This is a genomic window from Falsirhodobacter sp. 1013, from assembly GCF_051195255.1.
Classification (GTDB): domain Bacteria; phylum Pseudomonadota; class Alphaproteobacteria; order Rhodobacterales; family Rhodobacteraceae; genus Falsirhodobacter.
This window is the reverse complement of the sequence record NZ_JBNJLK010000001.1, coordinates 433,175-453,579: the sequence shown is the minus strand read 5'-3', so window position 1 is coordinate 453,579 and position 20,405 is coordinate 433,175. Positions and strand designations below refer to the sequence as shown.

Genomic DNA, 20,405 nt, shown 5'->3' with positions numbered 1-20,405 from the left:
CGCAGGCTGATGCTGGCCGCCGTCGCAAGCGTGGCCTGCTTCATAATGTTCCTGCACCCGGCCTTTGCCCATAACGTCACCGAGGGCGATCGGGGCTATATTCAGGAAATCTATGGGGTGAACCTCATCCCGTTCCTCTACCTTGGGGCCAAGCACATGGTCACGGGATACGACCATCTGCTCTTCCTTTTCGGCGTGATCTTCTTTCTCTACAGAATGAAGCATATCGGGATTTACGTCAGTCTCTTCGCCCTCGGTCACTCGACGACGATGCTGCTCGGGGTCTATTTCGACTGGGCGGTCAACGCTTATGTCATCGACGCGATCATCGGCCTGTCGGTCGTCTACAAGGCGCTCGACAACATCGGCGCATTCGAGCGCTGGTTCGGGGTCCAGCCGAACACGAAGGCCGCGACGCTGATCTTCGGGTTCTTCCACGGGCTTGGCCTCGCCACGAAAATCCTCGAATACGACATCGCCTCCGAAGGGCTCATCCCGAACCTTCTCGCATTCAACGTGGGGGTCGAGATCGGCCAGCTGATCGCCCTCTCGATGATCCTGATCATCATGGGGTTCTGGCGCCGCACGCCCAGCTTCTGGAAACACGCCTACACCGCGAACGTCATCATGATGAGCCTCGGCTTCATCCTGTTCGGCTATCAGGTCGCAGGCTTCTTTGCGGCCTGAGGGCCGCTGGCAAACAAGGACAGATCTTATGCATAACGTCAAAAAACCGACCCTCGACGAGCTGCCGACCTCCGCACAGCTTCTCCGGTCCACCTTTATCGCGGCGGGTGCTGCGGCAGCGATCCTCGTGACCGTGGTCCTGCCATCGGAATATGCCATCGATCCGACGGGCATCGGCGAGGTGCTCGGCCTGACCGAGATGGGGGAGATCAAGACCCAGCTTGCCGATGAAGCCGAGGCCGACCGCCTGCTGCTGGAAAGCGAAGACCAGTCGAGCCTTGGCAGCACCATCTTCGGTTTCTTCGTCGGCACCGCGCACGCACAGACAGCGCCAGCCTGGACGGACACGATCCAACTGACGCTGGAGCCGGGCGTAGGCAGCGAAGTCAAACTGGTCATGGAGGAAGGCGGTGTTGCCGCCTATGCGTGGTCCGTCGACAAGGGCGCGGTCAATTACGACCTCCATGGCGACGGTGGGGGAGAGCAGATCAGCTACGAAAAAGGCCGGGGTGAGACGAGTGGCGAAGGGGAACTCACGGCCGCCTTCACCGGCAACCATGGCTGGTTCTTCCGCAACCGTGGGTCTGACGTTGCAACTGTCACGCTCAACGTCGGTGGCGCCTACACCGAGGTGAAGCGCTTCGACTGACCCTGTCTGCCGGGAGTGACGTCCCGGCAGCACACCCTGATCCCATTCGGAACGCAGGAAAGTTGACAACTGGCCCGAATGACGGAAGATGGGCGAATGGGGACCAGCGACCTCCCCACGAGGCGCCAGCCAAAGTTCGCGTTCCAGTCCATCAACCCCGATGAAGGGAGGAACGCCGATGCCTGCGCCAGACGCAATCAGCTGCGACAAGCTTGCCAAGCTCATAGGCACATCCAAATCTCCGCAGATTTTCGATCTGCGTGATGACGCCATTTTGCTCATTCCGGGTGCTCGGTCAGTCGACCGACACTCACTGATCTCTGAAGATGCAGGATCCATCGTCGTGGTCTGCGCCCATGGTGGTGCCGATAGCCAAGGGGCTGCGGCGCTGCTCAGATCGAAGGGAATGGCCGCCGAATATCTCGAAGGTGGCTATCAGGCGTGGGAGGAGGCGCACCTACCGGTCTTCGACGGCAGCAAACTGACCTGTCGCGACGAGGCGGGCCGGAGTCTGTGGGTCACTCGCGCCCGCCCGAAGATCGACCGCATCGCCTGCCCATGGCTGATCCGCCGCTTCATCGACCCCCGCGCGGTCTTCCTTTACGTCTCGCCCTCCGAAGTTCTGGCCGTGGCCGAACGGCTGGGTGCCGCACCTTTCGACGTGGAAGCGGCATTCTGGAGCCATGACGGTGACCGATGCACTTTCGACAAGATGATCGCGGAGTTCGGGTTGAACCTGCCCGCCCTCGACCGGCTTGCCACGATCGTGCGGGGAGCCGACACCGCTCGTCCCGATCTCGCACCCGAATGTGCCGGACTGATCGCGGCCTCCCTCGGCCTGTCGCGGATGTTCACGGACGATCTGGCACAGCTCGAGGCGGGGATGGGCCTCTACGACGCCTTCTACCGTTGGGCACGCGATGCGACGGGCGAGACCCATAACTGGCCGGCGAACAAGGTGACGACATGAGTGTCGAGCGCCCCAGCCTCAGGGCCGCGTCTAAGGTCTGGGCCCGCATTGCCCTTCTGTCCTTCGGAGGTCCCGCAGGCCAGATCGCCGTCATGCACCGCATTCTGGTGGAGGAGAAGCGTTGGCTGGGCGACAGCCGCTTTCTTCACGCCCTCAACTTTTGCATGCTGCTGCCGGGGCCGGAAGCGCAGCAGCTTGCGACCTATATTGGTTGGCTGATGCACGGCGTGCGCGGTGCGGTCATCGCAGGCGCGCTGTTCATCCTGCCGGGCCTCGTCTCCATCATGGCGCTCAGCTGGATCTACGTCGCCTTCGGCGATGTGGCGGCAGTGGAAGCGCTGTTCTTCGGCTTGAAGGCGGCCGTCCTCGCCATCGTGCTGCAGGCCGTGGTGCGCGTGGGCAAGCGCGCGCTGAAAAACAGCGCGATGAAGCTAATTGCATTCGCCTCCTTCATCGCGATCTTCGCATTCGGCCTGCCGTTCCCCGCGATCATCGCCGCTGCCGCGTTGATTGGCTGGGCAGGCGAACGGGCGGGGATGACCGCCTTTCGTGGCGGTGGGCACGGGTCGGTTGCCGGGGATGCGGTGGAGGATGCGGAAACGCTGCTTGGCGTCGAACTCGACCTGCCACCTGCGGCGCGTCGGGGTGCCCTGCGTGCCGGACTGATCGCGCTGATGCTGTGGCTGCTGCCGGTTGGCCTCCTCCTGCTGGCAGGTCCTGGCGTCTTCACCGACATCGCCGTCTACTTCTCCAGGATGGCGGTGCTGACCTTCGGCGGCGCCTACGCGGTCCTCGCCTGGGTCGCGCAAGAGGCGGTCAGCACCTACGGCTGGCTGGAACCGGGCGAGATGCTGGACGGCCTCGGCATGGCGGAAACGACACCAGGGCCGCTGATCATGGTCCTGCAGTTCGTGGGCTTTCTGGGTGCCTATCGCGAGGCGGGTTGGGCAAGCCCAATGCTTGCGGGCACGCTGGGTGGCCTTCTGGCAACGTGGGTGACTTTTGCGCCTTGCTTTGCGTGGATACTCCTTGGCGCGCCCTTCATGGAAGGGCTGCGGGCAAACCGCGCCTTGTCGGCGGCGCTCACCGCCGTGACCGCGGCCGTGGTGGGCGTCATCCTGAACCTGGCGATCTGGTTCGGGGTCCACGTCATTTGGCGCGAGGTCGAAAGGTGGGAAGCCGGTCCGATCTCGTTCGAGTTGCCGGTCCTTGCATCCATCGATGGGATGGCGGCAGTTTTGGCGGCACTGGCACTTTTGGCTGTGTTCCGGCTGAAGATGGGAATGACGGCTGTGCTTGGTAGTGCAGCGGCGCTCGGGCTTTTTCTCCATCTCATCGGCTGGCGGTAGTCGCTTGCTATGGTCGTCGCCGCCACGCGATCCGCGATCTTGCTGCAATTGCAAAAGTTGCTTCTTCCCGAAGGTCGGCTTTGGGGCTTTCGCGTAGGGCGGCGTCCGCGCCTCGCGAAGGTCCGGTTTGGGCTCTGAACGCCAATGCTGCTCGCCGCGCCAAGCGTCGGCTTTGCAATAGCGGATGGAACATTGCCGACATTCGCTGCACTGCAGCGTAATCATTGCTGTTGCAGCGAACCCAGCGAGAAGTGTGGGAGCGGCCTGATGGCACCGCGGCCCAACAGCCGAAGCGAAACCAAGGCAGCGGTCATTCACCCACGGTGCCGCTATCACCCTGCTACGGCCCCATGAACGGCCACGCCCTCCCAAGGATCGTTGGGCATGTATGATCTTGCAGACCATACATCGTCACGCTGCGAGAAAACGTCTGTGTGGTGGTGGCTCGGACCCTGCAGTGTGAACGCCTCAAGGGATGGGAACGATAAGAGAACAACAGCCCGGAAAACTCTTGCCGACCGAGTGTGCCGGGCGTGGACTTCACCAGCATGTTGTGGTCTCTTGGGCGGAAATCACTACAGACGCAGGCGGAGATCAGCATGGCAGACGCAAAAAGCGCATCGGAAGAGCTGAGCTCCTTCTTGCACGGGCAAAAATTTGGCTGCGTGATGGCCGATCCGCCTTGGAGATTTACGAACCGGACAGGGAAAGTTGCGCCTGAACACAAGCGGCTAGCTCGGTATCCGACAATGGAGCTGGATGAGATCTGCGCGCTGCCTGTCGCCACGCATCTCGAGACGCGGGCTCACTGCTACTTATGGGTTCCGAATGCCCTCCTGCCGGACGGACTCCAGGTGCTGAAAGCTTGGGGCTTCGAATATAAATCGCACATCGTCTGGGAGAAGATCCGGAAGGATGGAGGCCCGGACGGCCGCGGGGTGGGGTTCTATTTCCGCAACGTAACCGAAATCTTGTTGTTCGGCGTTCGCGGCAGGGATGTCCGCACGCTCGCGCCTGGCAGGAGCCAGGTCAACTTCATCGAAGCTGAAGAGCCCGGTGACGATGATCATGTCGGCCCCGATGGGGACCTTCTGAAGACACGGAAGCGCGAGCACTCTAGGAAGCCCGACGAACAATATCAGATCATCGAGTCCTGCAGCTGGGGTCCCTACTTGGAGCTTTTCGGCCGCGGAAAGCGCAAGGGCTGGACCGTTTGGGGCAACCAGGCGGACGATGACTACAAGCCGACTTGGAAAACTTACTCCCATAATTCGGCGACCGACGTGATCGCCACACCCGCGGAATAATCCGTTGGCCGAGGCCGACTACGCCTGGAAACCAGGAAGCTTCACGAAGAACTTTTCTTGGGGCAAGGATACAGTCGGCCTCATCGAACTCTACACCGTAATCCGGGAGGGTTTTGCTGATCGGCTTGAGGATGTTCCTCGGGCCGTCTTCCGTGAGCGCATCGCTGAAAGCGGTCGCCCGGACTACATTCCGATGAACTTCTTCCTGTTCAACAATACGATCGAGGGCGAGGATTACATTGTCGCCGATGAACTCGTGTTTCAAGCGCTCGCATGGGAGCACAGTCCGGCATTCGACCGGGTAGCGCTGTTTGCCTTCCTATTTAGCTATGCCGGGCGGTGGAAACGGGCCGGAGGTGACCAGCGTCGTCCCGCCCTGTGGGCCAATGCCTACATCACCGAGCGCCTGGCGCCGGCTCTCGGGTGGAACGCAGACCTCATTACGGCAGACGATATTCAGACGTTTGTCGATGGGGATCCCCGCTATCAGGCGGAGACTTCTCGGAAGCTCGCCACAAACCTTAATTATCTTCTGCACATCGGGCGCATCCAGGATTTCGCGGACCCGAATGTCAGTCGGTGGTGGGTCGACTGCCTGTTCCTTGCCCTAGACCGGCTAGTTGAAGACGCAAGCATAGATAGCGGCACTTCCGTGAAGCGCACGGGGCACCACAGTCTGCTGATGCAAAGCTCATTCATGGCGCTGACCGGTGGAAAGAACCTCGAGAAGGACCTGGCGGTCAAGCACCTAGTCAGGCTCTACACCGCCCTAGGTGGACGCAACCGTCTTTTCGAAGACATCGTGATCCAGAAAACGAAGGACGAGTTGCCCGGCGTTTACCCGGTGCGGCCCAACGACAACCGGCCGCGGGGCGCTGTCCATCGGACAAATGCGAAGATCCTTAAGAGCATACCGCCGATGTGTGCCGATCTTGCGCGCCACGCCGGCTTCGATGTCATCTCGCCTGGAGAGATGAATGAGATGCAGCTCGAAGAATTCGTCCGGCTTCGAACTGAGGCGGCAATAGCCGTGCTGAAGGATCGAGGCATCAAGCCGAGCATGACTATCGACGAACTCCTGAAAATCACGAGGGGTGAATGACGGTATTGGTCGACACGAACATCGTCATCGCCCTGCTTGACGACGACAACTTCTTCCATGGATGGGCGACCGAACAGGTCGCGTCTCTCAAGGCCTCATCGCCGCCCCTGATCGTGCCGGATATCGTATATTGCGAGGTGTCGGTGGCGATGGAGCATCAGGACCAGATGGATCAGGCCATCGCCGAGCATGGTTTCGAACGGCTGTCCCCATCTGACGAGGCGCTGTTCCGAGCAGGAAAGGCATACCGGCAATATAAGGATTTGAACAACGGCCCCAAACTCGGAGTCTTGCCGGATTATCTGATCGGCGCGATGGCTGAAGTCCTGAACATCCCGCTCTTAACCGCAAATCCCAAGGACTTTGTTGGCTATTTCCCAGATGTCGTCACAATTCAGCCCCCGGATCAGGTCGAGCAATCCCCACCTGCTGCGGTAGCGAACATCGGGAATTTCGAAGACCTCCTAGGGAATTGACCTATTCAACAATCACGGACGCTGGCAATCCGATTAGCAGAAGCGGGCATGGGTTTCCGACCCCCCGGTTGATGCGATCTTCCAACTTGCGCCAGTGAGTCGTCGCTTGACCGAATTTGTCGCTTACGAAGTGACGCGCGAAGGCGTGAGCGAAGGGCACCTGCTGATTAACGAGGCGCTGGACAGATTGCCGCTGGCGGGCTGTCCGGTCCTTCATATCCAGCGTTGCGACCATCTCAGCCTCGTCGATGAATCCGTGTTTCTTGATGCACCGCTCGACCATACCCAACAGGGCATCCTGAAGGCTGGCACCGCGGGTGATCAGAACCCCGACCGAGATGGCCGATTGCGCATGCAGTCGCTGGAAATTCTCTAGATCGCGGTCGTAGAACGGGTCCTTGTTGTTCCATTCTATTTCGCATGCGACCGTGCCTCCATTCGCCCGGCGAACATGGTCGATTTCGTGGCTGTTAGCTACGGTCTCAACGCCATCAACGATAAGGCGGAAGCTGAAATTGTGCTTCGGCCAGCCGGCGTCGTAGAGGGCCCGGCGTAGCCGCTGGGTTGACTGGGCCTCCCCGCCGCCGGATTTAATTAGCTCTTCAGCAGGGATGCTTACGGAAAGCAGAGCCTGCTCCAACTCGTCGGCGATTTCGGGGAAATCTACAGAAAGAATGGCACCGGCATGGTTGCGGATGGCGATGTCAAATCCGCGGTCGCGTAATGCATCAAACATGTCTTGCCCTTACAGAAACTTCGGTAGTCATAGCGACCCAAGGAAAATGGATCTAGATCAATGCCTTGGCCGAACTGGGAAAAGGCCCGGCGCGGCATGCCGGCGGCCTCCTGGCCTGATGGGTCTGCTGGACGGCGCGACAGCGGCGACGCATTGGCCATCCTGCATCTGCGGATCACGACGTCTATTGCAGATGCACATCAGGTGGACGGGAACACGCGACCAGGTTCGACCTCGTCCCAATAAGCATTCACCGAAAGCGCCATGGCCCGCGTGACGATCTGCTGGGTTGAGACGGGGCGGAAGCCCCAGACGTCGACTCCAACGTTGACGCTGTTGCGTGTGCCCTGCCAGTTGCCATGGACGTGCCCGAACAACTGGATCGACTTCCTCCTTGCCCCGGGAAAGGTGATCATCGGGTAGTGGCACAGGAACAATCTCTGCCCCTCGACGGCGAAGTCCCACATGTCATGAACGCTGGCCCATGGAAGATTTCGGATCCATGGTCGATCATGGTTGCCTGCAACAAGATGTTTCCGACCTGGGATCGCATCGAGGATATCTGCCGCACGCTGCCGCTCGGCGGCACCCCTCGCAAAGGCGAAGTCTCCGACGATCCAGAGATCGTCTTCGGGTTCCACGGTTTCTCGATAGGCGTTCAGGAGATGCGCATCCATTGCCTGGACGTTGTCGAACGGGCGCTTGCAATGCCGAATGATGGCATCGTGTCCGAAGTGCGGGTCGGCGGTGAACCAGTGCGTCATGCGCTCTCTCGCATAGGTTAAGGGAATGACATCGGCAACGCCAAGAGGGCTGCGGAAGCCGAGAACAACTTAACGGATCGAAGCGCTGCCCCGGCCGTCTTATGCGGCGCGCGAGGTTCGAATGAGCTCGACCGCCATCCACGACGCGAGCGCGTCTTGTGGGATGCGCAACAGGTGAGGGCCCGTCGCGGATGCTGCCAGCCATCCCTCAGGGTATCGCCATCGCCGCGCGAGGAGGTCCATCATACCGAGTTGCCACAATGACGGTCGCTCCTCCTCAAGGATGTCCGACATCTCCGCCGCAACGTCTTCGGGGATCTCGTTGATCGCATTTGTCCGGAAGGCATGGAGGCCCGGGACGGCGTCGAAGTCCGGCAGGGGGTCCAATGCCGCATGATACCGCAGCAAGGCCGGTATCGCAGGTTCGGTCCATGCACCATCCTCCACGGCTCCGAGCTCCATGAAGAATGCGAAGACGTCAGGCGACGCGGCCAAGTCTCGGTGGAGCGGGTCGTTACGGATCTTCATTCGCCGGATCCATCGATGCGCTCCCTGCCCAAACCCGTAATCACGTTCCGCTACAAGGAGAAGCGCCAGAAGCGTGTCGTCCATCCGTGGCAGACTGCCCGGCGAACTGGGCGGATCGAGAGGTTCTGCGCCCCGCTCGGCCCTGGTGGCGTGACCGAGCGCGATGAGCAACTTACGGGCCATCGTGCATGAAACGCTGCGGTCACGGCCCCAATCCTTCCAACCCCGAGGAAAATGGCGGTGCAGGAAATCGATCACGTCAGCTGCTGCTTTACGGTCAATGCTTGTCATTGGCTGCTTCCTTGTTGCACAAGCCGAGCAGCAAACATCGAAGCTCGAACAAGTCGCCGATCGATGCTTGGTCGCGCGCACCCTCCCGCGCACCATCCACGTCCGAAACTTGGTTGTCGCCTACGACCAAGATGTCACTTGGGGGGAGATCCAGCTGTGCGCACAGTCTCGCGAAGATCTCCGGTTGAGGTTTTGCCGACCCGACATCGCAGGAGTAAACTTCGACATCGACATGGCGTTTGAGAAGCGACTGAACCACAGAAACATATGGCTTCGCGAGGTTCGAGATGATCGCCAGTTTGATGCCCTCGAGCCTCAGTTCCTCGAGTGTCTCAAGGGCATCCCCATACGGTCTGATTGATCGGAGTTCGGCGTCGAGATCACTCGCCCAGTTTTCGTTCCACGGCACCCCGCACGCAGCCGCGAAACCCTGCAGGTCTATGGGCACAACCCGTGGATCGATACTATAACCGGCACCTGCCTGCGCGATTCGCCTCCACGGATTTCGATTATCCTCTATGTTGAGCAACGTCCCGAATGCATCGAACGCTACCGCGCGAGGACGGCTCGTCTGCTGATGCCCCGATCGGTCCGGCGAAAGCGAAGATGCGACGGACATGTCCTTCGGCGTCAGGTTCGGTCTGCTCGATGTCCTCCGGTCGATCAAGAGCAGGAAAGCGGTCACGATGCCGACGCCGAACACCAACGTGGCCGCCGCTATAGCCACTGCCCACCCCGAGGCCATCTCAGTGCACCATGGGCAGGGCGTCATGACGCTCCGCCAAGTCGAGCATCCGTGACAGGATCCTGAGGTCAGGCTGGACCGGGGAGGAAGCGGTCTCCTGCAGGGCGCCGACGATGCCTTCCGTCGCCGGATCGGACAGACCGCGCCGCCGCTGCTCACGCAGCGTGATCGCGACGAGTTCGGCCGTGGTCAGGCGGCGCAGGCGCAATTCTCGACAGCGGCTGCGCAAAGGGGTGGGGACAAGCCCGGCATCGTTGGCCGTGAGGATCCATGAGATCCAGGACATGTCCATGGAGACGCGATAGAACGGGCAGGTCCATGCCTTCGCCGTCGACGGCTCGAGCAACGGAAGAAGGGAGTTCTGCAGGGAGTGCGCCACTCCGCTTGCCCCATGTATTGTGCCCGTCTTGTCGATCTCATCGATGACGACCATCGGATTTCCAACATGCTCCCTCAAGATCAGCGCAACGGGCTGACCGGATTGCGCGCTGGACCATCCCCGTTGGACGCCCACGATGCCAAACCCGGCGGCTTCGGCGCTCGCGTCGATGGCGAGGCTCGGAACGCGAACTTGCCCGGCCACATAACGAGCCCATGAGCTCTTGCCGATTCCCGGTGGCCCGTCGAGCAGGATGGGGGTGAAACGAAACCCCGCATCGCCGCGTCGCACGGACCGGCGCAAATCCTGCCAGAGCGCGTCGGTGGCCTCTGCCATCCAAGGGTATTCGTCGTGCACCGCCGCGGCGATCTCGTCCGCCTGATGCTCGGTGTCGATGCGCATGAGACTCACGCCCGTCCTGACGGACTGCAGTGCTTCCCGCTCCTTGTCCGTGAGGTGGAACAGCTGGCCACTCCGCCTGTAGGCTGCCTCCAGGCTGTTCGCGCGCCGAATGATCTTGCTGGAAACCGCATGAGGCATGATGAGCTGATCGGTCCATGCTTCCAGTTTCACGCTGTGGAGAGTGCCGTCAGGCTTCGTCGTCACGTCGGGGGCGGGTCCCGCCTTAACTTCGCGCATCCGCCTCCAGAACGCTTGCAGTCTCATGGCCAATTTGCGGCTCGTATAGTCTGGATCAGGCCATCGCACGTGAAGGAACGGGGCACGGGTCGCGGAACGACGCTTGGGGGTCTTCGCGGGTGCTGCTGCTTGGGCCATGACTTATCTCCGACGTCAGCGTGCGCTGCGTGTTCAGGCAGTAAGGTTGGCGTTGGTCTCGTCGATGTCGCGCTCAGGTGCTCGTAGACCCGAGGGCGGTAGTCCGCTCGGTGCCGTCATGAGAGCATGAAAGCTGACGCACGACAAGGCATATCTTAAAAAAATACATACATATCATATATTTACAAGAATTACTGTTTTTCTCAAGGTGGGAGGCGTGCCGATCGCGCCCTATTACATGGCACGCTCAAGCGGGGCGCCGATTTCTCGCATGCACCTGTTGAATCCCCTGTGAGATGGGCGTCGAAACCGGCGACGTATGGCATCTGCCGAGTGTCGATGGCATGACAGACGGGTCATGCTCGCGGCCGGAGACCGAATGAAGCTGTCTGGCGACGATATGGAAGAGATCCACTGGCGGACGCTGCGGCTCGAGTTGCCCGAGCACGGCGTCGGAACGCTCTACGATACCGAAGAACAATGCCGCGCATCGTTCGCGCGAGTTCGTTGGCCGGAGGGTGCGCAATGCCCACGGTGCGGTGCCTCGGGTCCCACACGGCTGGCATCCCGGCACGTCTACCAATGCGAAAAGTGCCGGCACCAGTTCTCGGAAACATCGGGGAGTGCGCTTCACCGCACCCGAATCAGTCTCCGGACCTGGTTCGTGGCGACCGAGATCATGATCCTCCGCCGGACCGGTTTCGGTCAGAATCGCCATGTCACGACAGATAGTTTTGCGAAAAACGTTGGGTTGCAGTATGTCGCCGCGCATAGGATGAAGCGGATCATCATTGCAGACCTGTCACGTTCGGACGGACTGCTACGTCAGTGTGTCTGCTGCAGGCGCTTCTCGCTTCCAGACGGCGTGCAGCCCCTCACGGTCGAGCATCTCATGTGGCTGATCGAGATGTCGTATGCCGGCTAGCTGAGTTAAGCATATAAGCTATCCCCGACCACGCCTCCTGCCGGCATTCTCGCGCCTCGTCGGCTCGTGTATCGTCCACGATGAAGATTACGGACGCGGCCCCTTGGAAGGGTCAGGAATGAAGGAGCACCACGACGGCGCTGAAGCGGATCGGCTGCACCGGCCATAAAGACTTCGGCCGCAAGATTTTTCGCAGATAACCGTGGAATCGCAGGGGATTGACTCGCGAGTTTCGGCGGGGAAGGTCGATCTTGAAGGCCGTTTTGCTTGTGACCGTCGCCTATGAAGACCCTGATGTGACACCCTGCGCCGATAAGTATCCGAAAGAAAAAAGCGCGCCACCACAGTGACGCGCGTCTGAAGTTGGGGCTGAGATCGCCCGTGTTTCACTTGCCAACCTAGAGTCCGAATACGGACCGGGCAAGAGCGGATCTCTCCCTCGTCAACCGTAGCGCACCGATCAGCACGCTGGCCGGTATCGGAGATCGCATGTCTGAGATCATCGACCACGACACCTGGAACTACTCGCTGCCGAAGAGCGCGGTTGCGCCGAAAATCCACCTCGGTCCCATCCACGGCGTCCTGCCCTATGACGGTGTCCGCAATCCGAGTGGCCGCAGTGCGACCTCGCAGAAGGTCTTCCTGGCCTACCGGACGCGCGCGAACAACTGGACGCCGAAGGTGGGTGTCGCGGAGAGCGCGGCCGAGGCGGCCGTCGCCCTCGAGGCGTTGATCGCGCCGTCTACGGACGACATCCGCTTCCAACCGCTGTCGGTGCACTACACCGGGGAAAGCGGCAGACGCGTCACCTACACCCACGACCTGCTGATCACGTCGACATCGGGCCACCGTCGGCTGGTCTTCGTGCGAAACGAGCACAGCCTCTCGAAACCCGCAACCATCCGGTCGATCAAGGAGATCGTGAAGGCCACCCCGAGGGGCGAGGCGGACGACATGATCGTGGTCAATGCCGCCGACTATCCCCGCGCGCGCCGCGACAACTTGTTCCGCCTCCACCATTTCGTCTTCAGCCCTGACCCCGAAGCCGACGAGATCGTCTGGCACGTCGCTACGCGGACCAGGTCGTTCTACTACATGCGAGACCTGTTTCCGAAAGCACCGATCTCCGCGCCTAGAGTGTTCGCGGCTTGCCACCGGCTCGTGGCGCGGCAGCGCCTCCATGCGAACCTGAATCACGTGCTCTGGGAATACTCCCGACTGGATGTTCGCACATGACGGTGCCGAAGTTCTCGGTCCCCGGCGGCACGCACGTGACGCTCGGCGGGGTTCGCGTGATGATCGCCGGAAGGGGCGAGATCGGCTACGAGGCCGTCGATCTCGATACCGGTCAGGAGCGGATCATCCCGTTCGGCGTCCTTGTCGACTACCTGAACCTGCCCGGCGCGCGCATCGACACAGCCACGGCAATAAGCGGTGATCGCATCCGGCACCGGCTGGGCGGATACTTATCCTCGAAAGGGCTGTCGAAAGATGCCCTTAACCAGGCGCGGGTCTACACCGCGTGCTGCATAGCAATGGCGACCATCAGGAACCGGATGCGGGAAGAGGCCGGTGATGACACGTTGCAGCTTTCCGGTCGTCTCGTAGACCTGCACCGGCCGGAGATCCGCGACATCGTGCAGGATCTTACCGGCGAAAGGATTTACCTGTCCGTTCCCCGGAATGGAAAGTCGGATCATCGTCATCTTCTTAAGGGTCGCAAGCTCATGGAGAAGTTCCGCGTCTACGAAAACCTCGCGCCCGGGGAAAGCGCTATCGACGCATTGGTGCCGGTTGTCCATCTGCGGGGAAACCGCACGGCAAGGATACAACCGCGGACGAAAGAGCTCATGACCCGCGCATGGGAAGAGGTCGGTCTCGACGAAAAGAAAGCCAGCGTGGCCAGCGTGCTTCGACACCTGGAGATGCTGATCGATGAAGAAAACACGCTTCGGGCGCGGAATGACCTGGGCCCCCTGAAGCTGCCGTCTCCCGCAACGATGTCTGCACACCGCAAAGCCATCATCGGCGACACTGCGTATCTTGTCGCCACGACCGGCGAGCGGAACGCGCGCAAGAAGGTGGGGCGCGGCAGCACGGATATTCGAGCCTTGCTCGTCGGCGAGTATGTCGAGATCGATGAATGCAAGGCGTCGCTCGTGGTTTCGGCGAAGGCGACGGGTCGATGGGAAAGTCTCGGCAACACCGACCGCAAGGTTCTGGAGGCGATGGACAAGGAAATCCGCGAACGTCTGCACATCCTGGTCATGATCGATGTGGCGTCTCGGATGCCCCTTGCCTGGGTCGTCAGCGATCAACCACGGGCAGAAGCGACTCTGGCATTGTTTCGCATGGCGACCCGAAGCAAGGCGCGGGAAGCGCGAGTCTTCGCGTGCGAGGGGCAAGCCCTTCCCGGAATCGGGATCGGGCATGTCAAGAACGACAACGGCACCGGCCTCAGGAACGCCTCGACCGTCGCGGCATTGATGGGCGGCGCCGCTTCGATGAACACCATCGCCCGCGCGTATTCCCCAACCGAACGTCCCTATATCGAGCGCATGTTCGGCACCGAGGAATCTGTGCTCCTCCAGTTGATTCACGGCTACACCGGTCGGAAGCCCGGGGAACTGCCGGGCTATGACGCCGTCGAAAATGGCGTTCTCGACGTCGAAGCGCTGATGGGCATTCTGACCCGGTTCATGATCGATGAGTATCCTGCGATGCGGCATACAGGCATCGGCATGGGGTCGCGTCGGCCGATCGAGGTCTGGAACGAGATCAACGACACGCGTGGCTGTATCCTGAAAATGGATGCGGACCTCCGGCGCATCCATCTCGGCTGGGAATGCAAAGCCACCCCGTCCGACGAGGGGGTAAAGGTTTTTTCGGGGCTGTGGTATACCTCCGATGCGCTCCAGGAGAAGCGCGAGGAACTGCGCCACAAGGGCAAGGTGTCGGTGTTCGTCGACCCTGACGACGTGACGCGGGCGACCGTGCTCATGCCGAAGTCGTTGGATCCGATCCCGGTCGATTTGCAGATCACCGCCTTCGCGGACATGACCGTGCCCGAGGTCTTGGAACTCCTGGAAATCCAGCGTCGGGAAGATCCCCGTCTGACGGAATACTACGAGGACCGGCTCGCCCGCATCCGTCGCGAGCGGTTCAACAGTCTCCGTGCAATCGGCGTCGAGAAGAGGTTGCGCCGCAGCTACAGCACGCTCGAGGAGTGCGCCAGGAAGGCGCGCGCCCTTTTCGCGGGTGCCCGCATCATCCGAAATGCGCCCCTTGCGGGCACGACGCCGGCAGGTCGGGTCACGGATCTGACCCCGGGTGCCCATGTCTTCCAGATCGGGGGCGAGGACATGCTGATCGACGGCCAAGCCGAGCCCGTCGAAATGTTCGATCTCGCGCACTCGGAAGAAGGCGCTGATGTTCCCATGCTTCAGGCCGACGATGCCCTTGAGGCGGAGAGCCGTCCGGAGCTGCTCCATGCGCCTTCTATGCCCCGCCAGTCGCAGAAGATGTCGAAAGACCCAGCCCATCGGCCGACCTCCCTCGGCCGCCCCAGCAGATTGAAGGACCTCGAGTGAACGACTTCATCGATATGGCCGCGGTGAAAGTCGCAGCCCCCCTCAAGGCCGTATACTACCCCTTCGCGCGAGCGGAGGCGCTGCACGGAACCATTAAGTCATGCTTAACAGACTACTACATGAAGGCAGACGTCGGCGCTGCGTTCGAGGCACGTGGCGTGCTCGTAACCGGCAAGTCGCGCAGCGGAAAGACGCGTGAACTCCAGCACCTGATCCAGAAGGTAAACGAAGCGCAGATCATGATGCCGTCCGGGCTCCCGGCGCGCATCGTGAAATGCACGTTGCCCGCACGCATGAACTGGAAGGAGTTGGGGCTGAAGACCCTTACGGCCCTCGGCTATCCGGGGGAGGGAAGTCGCCGGACGACGAACGCGATCTGGCAGATGGTTCGCGATCAGGCGAAGCGGCAAGGTGTCATCGGAATCCACTACGACGAGGCCCAGCACATGTTTTCGGATACCGGCAACGCGGCGAACAGGGTTGTGCTCGACTCGTTCAAAGCGGTCATGAAAGAGGCAGACTGGCCGCTGATGATCATCCTCTCGGGCGTGCCGTCCCTGAAGACGCACATCGAGACCGATCACGCGTCCGAAGAGCGAAAGCAGTTGCGGTTCCTGTTGACCCCGGTGCACTTCGAGCTGATCCGGCCGAAAGCCCCCGAGGACATCCACGAGTTGAACACGCTCGCCTATACCTACGCGGACAAGGCCGGTATCGACTTCGATCCTCTGTCCAACGTCGACTTCTTCGAAAGGCTCAGCCACGCATGTGCCTACCGGTGGGGCCTTGTGATCGAGATGATGATCGAAGCCTTCACCATCTGCAAAGTGGCCGGTGAGACCACGATCGGGATCGGACATTTCGTCGAGGCGTTCTCTAGGATCCACGGAATTCCGAACGGCTACACGCCCTTCACGGTCGACGACTACATGGATAGCTTCGACCCGGACAACCTGCTCAGACTCCTCTCCCACCAGGATTGACCTTCCCCTTCATCTGCCCTCGGAAGCCCGCCTCGTGCGGGCTTTCTGCATTCCAGCGGGGCCAGAACGGAAAGGTGTGCACGCTTATGCCATGAGCGTGCGTCCTTATGGTGCAACAAGACAATTGCTCAATCTAAGTTATTGATTTAGCGAAATATTATCCGTAAAACTCATTGCAAGCGCTAGGGTGCGCACGCTTATGCTTCATTTGCACGAAGCAATGGCTTGCGAAGATTTGGCGAAGACAAGACCGTTCCCCGCCCGAAACATTACTAGAACGTCGAACCTGAATCGAACCTCCTGCCGTACAAACCACGTACAGCGCCGCGCTTGCCGCGCGCATTTTGTTCGGTGTTTGTCCGCGATGTTCTCCAACCGGGGGATGGTCGCGTGAGCCACGAAGCAACCATCTGGGCCATCAAGCAAACCGGCAAAGGCCTCAGCCCTGGCGCAAAGCTGGTGCTGTGGCATCTGGCCGACTGGCCTCACCACTCGCGAAAGCCTGCTTTGGGCTCGCAGGGTCGATCATGGACATTGCCGCTATTCATTGACACGCAAGTAGTCCGATAAGCTCATCTCGACTTCTTCAAGCAGACATCCATCGAGCTAACCGGCAGTCAGTATTTCATCCACTTGCTCATCGCATAGGCCAGCCCGGCACTCCGACCAAGACTTCACATCAGGAGCCAGCAGAAGATGCCCTTTTCGGCGCGAGGGGACATAGGGCGATCCATCGAGCATCGCGGAATACCCTCCGGCTTCCGAGTGGATCAAAGCACCCGCCGCATGGTCCCACGGCATCAAGCTGGCCGTCATCGTAAAATCGACAGCTCCAGTAGCCAAGAGACGGTATTCGAATGCAGAGCAGCGCCAGTTCAAGACGTTTCGGAACTTGAGGCTATTGGACGCGATTTTGGCCCGAAGATCGGCGGGCAGGACGTTCATGGTGATAAAGCCGGTCATCTCGCTTATGGACGACGCGACGGACACGCATAGGCGTTGCCGCGCGCCGTCCGCTGCGACATGCCACGCGCCGTGACCTGCTCGCGCCACGACGAAATCGCCCGTCACCGGATAGTGGATCACGCCCGCGATGGTGCGCCCCTTGGCGGTGATCGCAAGGATCATGCCGAACACCGGGATACCGTGGGCGAAGTTCCACGTCCCGTCCACCGGATCGATGATCGCGCACAGATCGGCATCCGCGATCCGGTCAAGGATGGTCTTGTCGGCCGAGACCGCCTCCTCGCCCACCAGCACGATGCCCGGAAGACGCGTGACCAGCGCGGTGCCAAGTGCCTTTTCGGCAGCGATATCGGCATCCGTCACCAGATCGTCCGGCGCGGTCTTGGCGCGGGCGCTGTCCGACGCGATGGCTTGGAACCGAGGCAGAACCTCGACCTTGGCCACCCGTGCCATGTCGGCCATCAGCGCATCCAGCAGTGCGTCATCCACTTCGGTCATGCCTTGCGTCCTTCCAGCCATGCGCGCAGCGCCTCGGGTTCATCGGTCTGGATGCAGCTGATGCCTGCGCCGATCAGCGTGCCCCAGATCGCGTCGGGGTCCTTCAGCGCCGCCGCGTCGTTCCATTCGCCGCTGTTGGCCGGATCGAGCGTGTTCTTCCACAGCGCCATGCCCGCCGCACGGAAGCGGTCCTGATTGGTGGCGATGGTGGACAGATCGTCGAAGCGAATCTCGGCCATGAAAGGCGCGGCGTGCGACAGAAGCTCAAGGCGGGCGTCGATGTTTTCAGCTGTGAATGTGGTCATCGCGATGAACGCCACCGGCGCGATACCTTGCGCGGCCACCCAGTCTAGATGCGCCCGTTCGTGGATTTCGGTCTTCAGGTCCACGTAGGCTGCTGCCCCCATGCGGCGGGCGGCCTCGGCCACCTGCGGGAACAGGGCGCGGTCTTTCAGGTCCAGATCAGCGAAGATGTTGCCGCGGATCAGGTCCAGCGCCTCGTCCAGCGTGGGGATGCGTTCGGCGGTCGCATTGCGGTGGCCGCCATTGTCCTCGCGCAGGGCGAAGGCTTTCAGTTCGGCCATCGTGAAGCTTTCGACGTCGCGGTCCACGCCCGCCATTCGCTCAAGCGTGTCGTCGTGGCACAGGAACAGCACGCCGTCGGCGCTGCGGCGCACGTCCAGTTCCACGATGTCGGCGCGGACGTCCATCGCGCGCTGGATGGCCGCAAGGCTATTTTCAGGTGCGCCATGCCATGCCCCGCGATGGGCAACGATGGCGCAGTCGCGGTTCGGGTCGCGGATGAAGTCGGAATAGCTCATGGTCGGTCCTGCTGAATGAGACGGCGCAGCGCGCAAGCCTCGTCGGTCTGGATAAGGGTGACACCCGCTGCAATCAGCGTGCGCCATGTCGTTTCGGGGGCCGTGCGGTCATCGAAGGCCGCAGGGGCGATGCCGGGCAGGGTGTTGGCCATCAGCGCGACGCCCTGCGCGTTCGGCGCGAAGGCAGCGATCTGGTCGGGATGGGCGAAGCGCAACTCGCAGATCTCGGGGTGCAGGGCGTGCAGGCGGGCGGTCTGCGCGGCAATGTCGGGCGCATCCAGCCACAGCCGCGCCATACGCAGCATCCCCTTCGGCACCACCTGCCGGAACCAGTCCAGATCTGCGCTCGAGCGCAGATCGCCCCAGACATCTACCTGTTCGGCCATGCCCATGCGGGTGGCGGTGGCGATGACCTCGGGCAGGATGCGGCGGTCCTTGGCGTCCAGATGCACGCAGGCGCGGTCGCGGCACAGTTCCAGCGCCTCAGTCAGCCGCGGGATGCGATGCCCGTCATGCAGCCGCAGCCACGATAGATCGGCCGAGGTCATGCTCTCGACCGGCTGGTCGAGGCCGGTCATACGCAGCAGGCTGTCGTCATGCATCAGCACCAGAACGCCGTCCGCCGTGGCGCGGATGTCGATTTCCAGCACGCTGTGCCCCGCCGCAATTGCGGCCTCCAGCGCGGAAAGGCTGTTTTCCGGCGCATGGGAGCAAAGCCCGCGATGGACGATCGGACAGGGGCTGTGCAGGTGGTCGCGGTAATTCAACTGAACACCCTGCTTTCGGCGAAAGTGGTCTCGACCCGCAGGCCCGCCGTGTCGAACAGATGCAGTTTCTCGGGCGGGAATCGCAGCGCCAGATCGCTGCCCTCGGGCGGGGCCGCGCCGAAGGGGGTAGCGATGCGGATCTCGGCCAAATCCATCGTGGCAGTCAGCACGGAATGTGAGCCCAGGTCCTCGCGATAGCGCAGGCGGGCGCGAAGGGGAGCGTCTTTGATCAGCAGGATGTCTTCGGGGCGGATGCCAAGCTGGAAGTCGCCGCGCAGCGGGCTTGCGGCCAGCACCTGCCCGTCGGCCAGGCGCAGCCTGTGGCCGTCGCCGCTGACCTGTAGGATGTTCATGGGCGGTGCGCCGATGAAGCGGGCGACGAAGGTGGAGGCCGGGCGGGAATAGATTGCCTTCGGGGTATCGAACTGCTCGATCCTGCCCTTGCTCAGGATCAAGATGCGGTCGGCGAGCGTCATCGCCTCCACCTGATCATGCGTCACGAACACCGAGGTTGCGCCTATGCGGCGGTGCAACTCGCCCAGTTCCAACCGCATGTCATGGCGCAATTGCGCGTCGAGGTTCGACAGCGGCTCGTCGAACAGCAGAACCCCAGGTTCGCGGATGATGGCGCGGCCGATGGCCACACGCTGGCGCTGGCCGCCCGAAAGCTGCGACGGTTTGCGCACCAGCAGATCGCCAAGGCCCAGCATCCCCGCCACAGCCTGCACTTTCGCTGCGCGTTCGGTCTTCCCCATCCCCGCCACGCGCAGGGAATAGCCGATGTTTTCGGCCACGGTCATGTGCGGATAGAGGGCGTAGTTCTGGAACACCATCGCAAGGCCGCGCGCTTTCGGTTCCAGATCCTGCACCTCGCGCCCGCCGATCTCGATCGTGCCCGCTGTCACACGCTCCAGCCCCGCCAGCATTTGCAGCAGGGTGGATTTGCCGCAGCCTGAGGGGCCGAGGATCACCGTGAACTCGCCCGCCCGCATTTCCAGATCCATCGGCGGGATGGTCTGGTGCGCGCCGTCATAGGACTTCGTGACGCCCTTCAGGCGGATGCCCTGCGCCGTGGAATGGATGGAGGCGGTCATG

Annotated in this window: 20 protein-coding genes; 11 read left to right on the top strand and 9 right to left on the bottom strand. The window is 61.6% G+C overall.

Translation table 11 applies throughout. From position 1 onward, the window contains the following. Positions 1–9 precede the first annotated feature (9 nt). The 7 genes from ACSHZY_RS02360 (at position 10) to ACSHZY_RS02330 (ending at position 6,540) form a co-directional block, all read left to right on the top strand. Positions 10–687 (top strand): HupE/UreJ family protein, encoded by a 678-nt coding sequence (locus ACSHZY_RS02360; RefSeq protein WP_435164832.1) that lies wholly within the window; start codon positions 10–12, stop codon positions 685–687. 28 nt (positions 688–715) lie between these two features. Continuing rightward, on the top strand, positions 716–1,336 hold the full coding sequence (locus ACSHZY_RS02355; protein WP_435164829.1) for a transmembrane anchor protein: 621 nt from the start codon (positions 716–718) through the stop codon (positions 1,334–1,336). 178 nt (positions 1,337–1,514) lie between these two features. Beyond that, on the top strand, positions 1,515–2,306 hold the full coding sequence (locus ACSHZY_RS02350; protein ID WP_435164826.1) for a chromate resistance protein ChrB domain-containing protein: 792 nt from the start codon (positions 1,515–1,517) through the stop codon (positions 2,304–2,306). Then, complete coding sequence (chrA, locus tag ACSHZY_RS02345) at positions 2,303–3,655, top strand: chromate efflux transporter (RefSeq protein WP_435164824.1); 1,353 nt, start codon at positions 2,303–2,305, stop codon at positions 3,653–3,655. The genes ACSHZY_RS02350 and chrA overlap by 4 nt, the downstream gene beginning before the upstream one ends. Before the next feature lie 599 nt (positions 3,656–4,254). Then, positions 4,255–4,962, top strand: coding sequence for an MT-A70 family methyltransferase (locus ACSHZY_RS02340; protein WP_435164821.1), 708 nt, complete (start codon positions 4,255–4,257; stop codon positions 4,960–4,962). A 4-nt stretch (positions 4,963–4,966) separates the two neighbouring features. Further along, positions 4,967–6,064: a hypothetical protein gene (locus ACSHZY_RS02335; RefSeq protein WP_435164818.1), complete on the top strand. Its 1,098-nt coding sequence runs from the start codon at positions 4,967–4,969 to the stop codon at positions 6,062–6,064. Then, on the top strand, positions 6,061–6,540 hold the full coding sequence (locus ACSHZY_RS02330) for a type II toxin-antitoxin system VapC family toxin (RefSeq protein ID WP_435164815.1): 480 nt from the start codon (positions 6,061–6,063) through the stop codon (positions 6,538–6,540). Before ACSHZY_RS02335 ends, ACSHZY_RS02330 begins: the two co-directional genes overlap by 4 nt. 1 nt (position 6,541) lies before the next feature. Here ACSHZY_RS02330 and ACSHZY_RS02325 read toward each other — a convergent pair whose 3' ends face one another. From ACSHZY_RS02325 to ACSHZY_RS02305, 5 genes are all read right to left on the bottom strand, one after another. After that, the gene (locus ACSHZY_RS02325; RefSeq protein WP_435164812.1) at positions 6,542–7,276 is read right to left on the bottom strand and encodes a BglII/BstYI family type II restriction endonuclease; all 735 of its coding nucleotides are present in this window, start codon (positions 7,274–7,276) and stop codon (positions 6,542–6,544) included. A 200-nt stretch (positions 7,277–7,476) separates the two neighbouring features. Then, positions 7,477–8,040, bottom strand: coding sequence for a metallophosphoesterase (locus tag ACSHZY_RS02320; protein WP_435164809.1), 564 nt, complete (start codon positions 8,038–8,040; stop codon positions 7,477–7,479). A gap of 99 nt (positions 8,041–8,139) precedes the next feature. Then, complete coding sequence (locus ACSHZY_RS02315) at positions 8,140–8,859, bottom strand: hypothetical protein (protein WP_435164806.1); 720 nt, start codon at positions 8,857–8,859, stop codon at positions 8,140–8,142. Then, a complete protein-coding gene (locus ACSHZY_RS02310; protein ID WP_435165446.1) occupies positions 8,846–9,562 on the bottom strand; it encodes an HAD family hydrolase in 717 nt (238 codons plus the stop codon). Before ACSHZY_RS02310 ends, ACSHZY_RS02315 begins: the two co-directional genes overlap by 14 nt. Positions 9,563–9,605: 43 nt before the next feature. Next, on the bottom strand, positions 9,606–10,649 hold the full coding sequence (locus ACSHZY_RS02305) for an AAA family ATPase (protein ID WP_435164803.1): 1,044 nt from the start codon (positions 10,647–10,649) through the stop codon (positions 9,606–9,608). Positions 10,650–11,139: 490 nt separating this feature from the next. On the opposite strand from ACSHZY_RS02305, the gene ACSHZY_RS02300 reads away from it, so the two are divergent. The 4 genes from ACSHZY_RS02300 to ACSHZY_RS02285 all read left to right on the top strand — a co-directional run bounded on the left by ACSHZY_RS02300 (position 11,140) and on the right by ACSHZY_RS02285 (position 16,258). Continuing rightward, a complete protein-coding gene (locus ACSHZY_RS02300; RefSeq protein WP_435164800.1) occupies positions 11,140–11,685 on the top strand; it encodes a transposase in 546 nt (181 codons plus the stop codon). 489 nt (positions 11,686–12,174) lie between these two features. Next, the gene (locus tag ACSHZY_RS02295) at positions 12,175–12,921 is read left to right on the top strand and encodes a hypothetical protein (RefSeq protein WP_435164798.1); all 747 of its coding nucleotides are present in this window, start codon (positions 12,175–12,177) and stop codon (positions 12,919–12,921) included. After that, the gene (locus ACSHZY_RS02290) at positions 12,918–15,275 is read left to right on the top strand and encodes a hypothetical protein (protein ID WP_435164795.1); all 2,358 of its coding nucleotides are present in this window, start codon (positions 12,918–12,920) and stop codon (positions 15,273–15,275) included. Before ACSHZY_RS02295 ends, ACSHZY_RS02290 begins: the two co-directional genes overlap by 4 nt. Beyond that, positions 15,272–16,258 carry an ATP-binding protein gene (locus ACSHZY_RS02285; RefSeq protein WP_435164792.1) on the top strand — a complete coding sequence of 329 codons (987 nt, stop codon included), beginning with the start codon at positions 15,272–15,274 and terminating at the stop codon, positions 16,256–16,258. Before ACSHZY_RS02290 ends, ACSHZY_RS02285 begins: the two co-directional genes overlap by 4 nt. A 606-nt stretch (positions 16,259–16,864) precedes the next feature. On the opposite strand, the gene ACSHZY_RS02280 is transcribed toward ACSHZY_RS02285, so the two are convergent. The 4 genes from ACSHZY_RS02280 to ACSHZY_RS02265 are packed head-to-tail and all read right to left on the bottom strand — an operon-like array spanning position 16,865 to position 20,404. Continuing rightward, the gene (locus ACSHZY_RS02280; protein ID WP_435164790.1) at positions 16,865–17,722 is read right to left on the bottom strand and encodes an inositol monophosphatase family protein; all 858 of its coding nucleotides are present in this window, start codon (positions 17,720–17,722) and stop codon (positions 16,865–16,867) included. Then, positions 17,719–18,543, bottom strand: a complete 825-nt coding sequence (locus ACSHZY_RS02275; protein ID WP_435164788.1) for a glycerophosphodiester phosphodiesterase family protein — start codon at positions 18,541–18,543, stop codon at positions 17,719–17,721. Before ACSHZY_RS02275 ends, ACSHZY_RS02280 begins: the two co-directional genes overlap by 4 nt. Next, a complete protein-coding gene (locus ACSHZY_RS02270) occupies positions 18,540–19,310 on the bottom strand; it encodes a glycerophosphodiester phosphodiesterase family protein (RefSeq protein ID WP_435164787.1) in 771 nt (256 codons plus the stop codon). Before ACSHZY_RS02270 ends, ACSHZY_RS02275 begins: the two co-directional genes overlap by 4 nt. Continuing rightward, positions 19,307–20,404 carry an ABC transporter ATP-binding protein gene (locus ACSHZY_RS02265; protein WP_435164785.1) on the bottom strand — a complete coding sequence of 366 codons (1,098 nt, stop codon included), beginning with the start codon at positions 20,402–20,404 and terminating at the stop codon, positions 19,307–19,309. Before ACSHZY_RS02265 ends, ACSHZY_RS02270 begins: the two co-directional genes overlap by 4 nt. Between the last annotated feature and the right edge of the window lies 1 nt (position 20,405).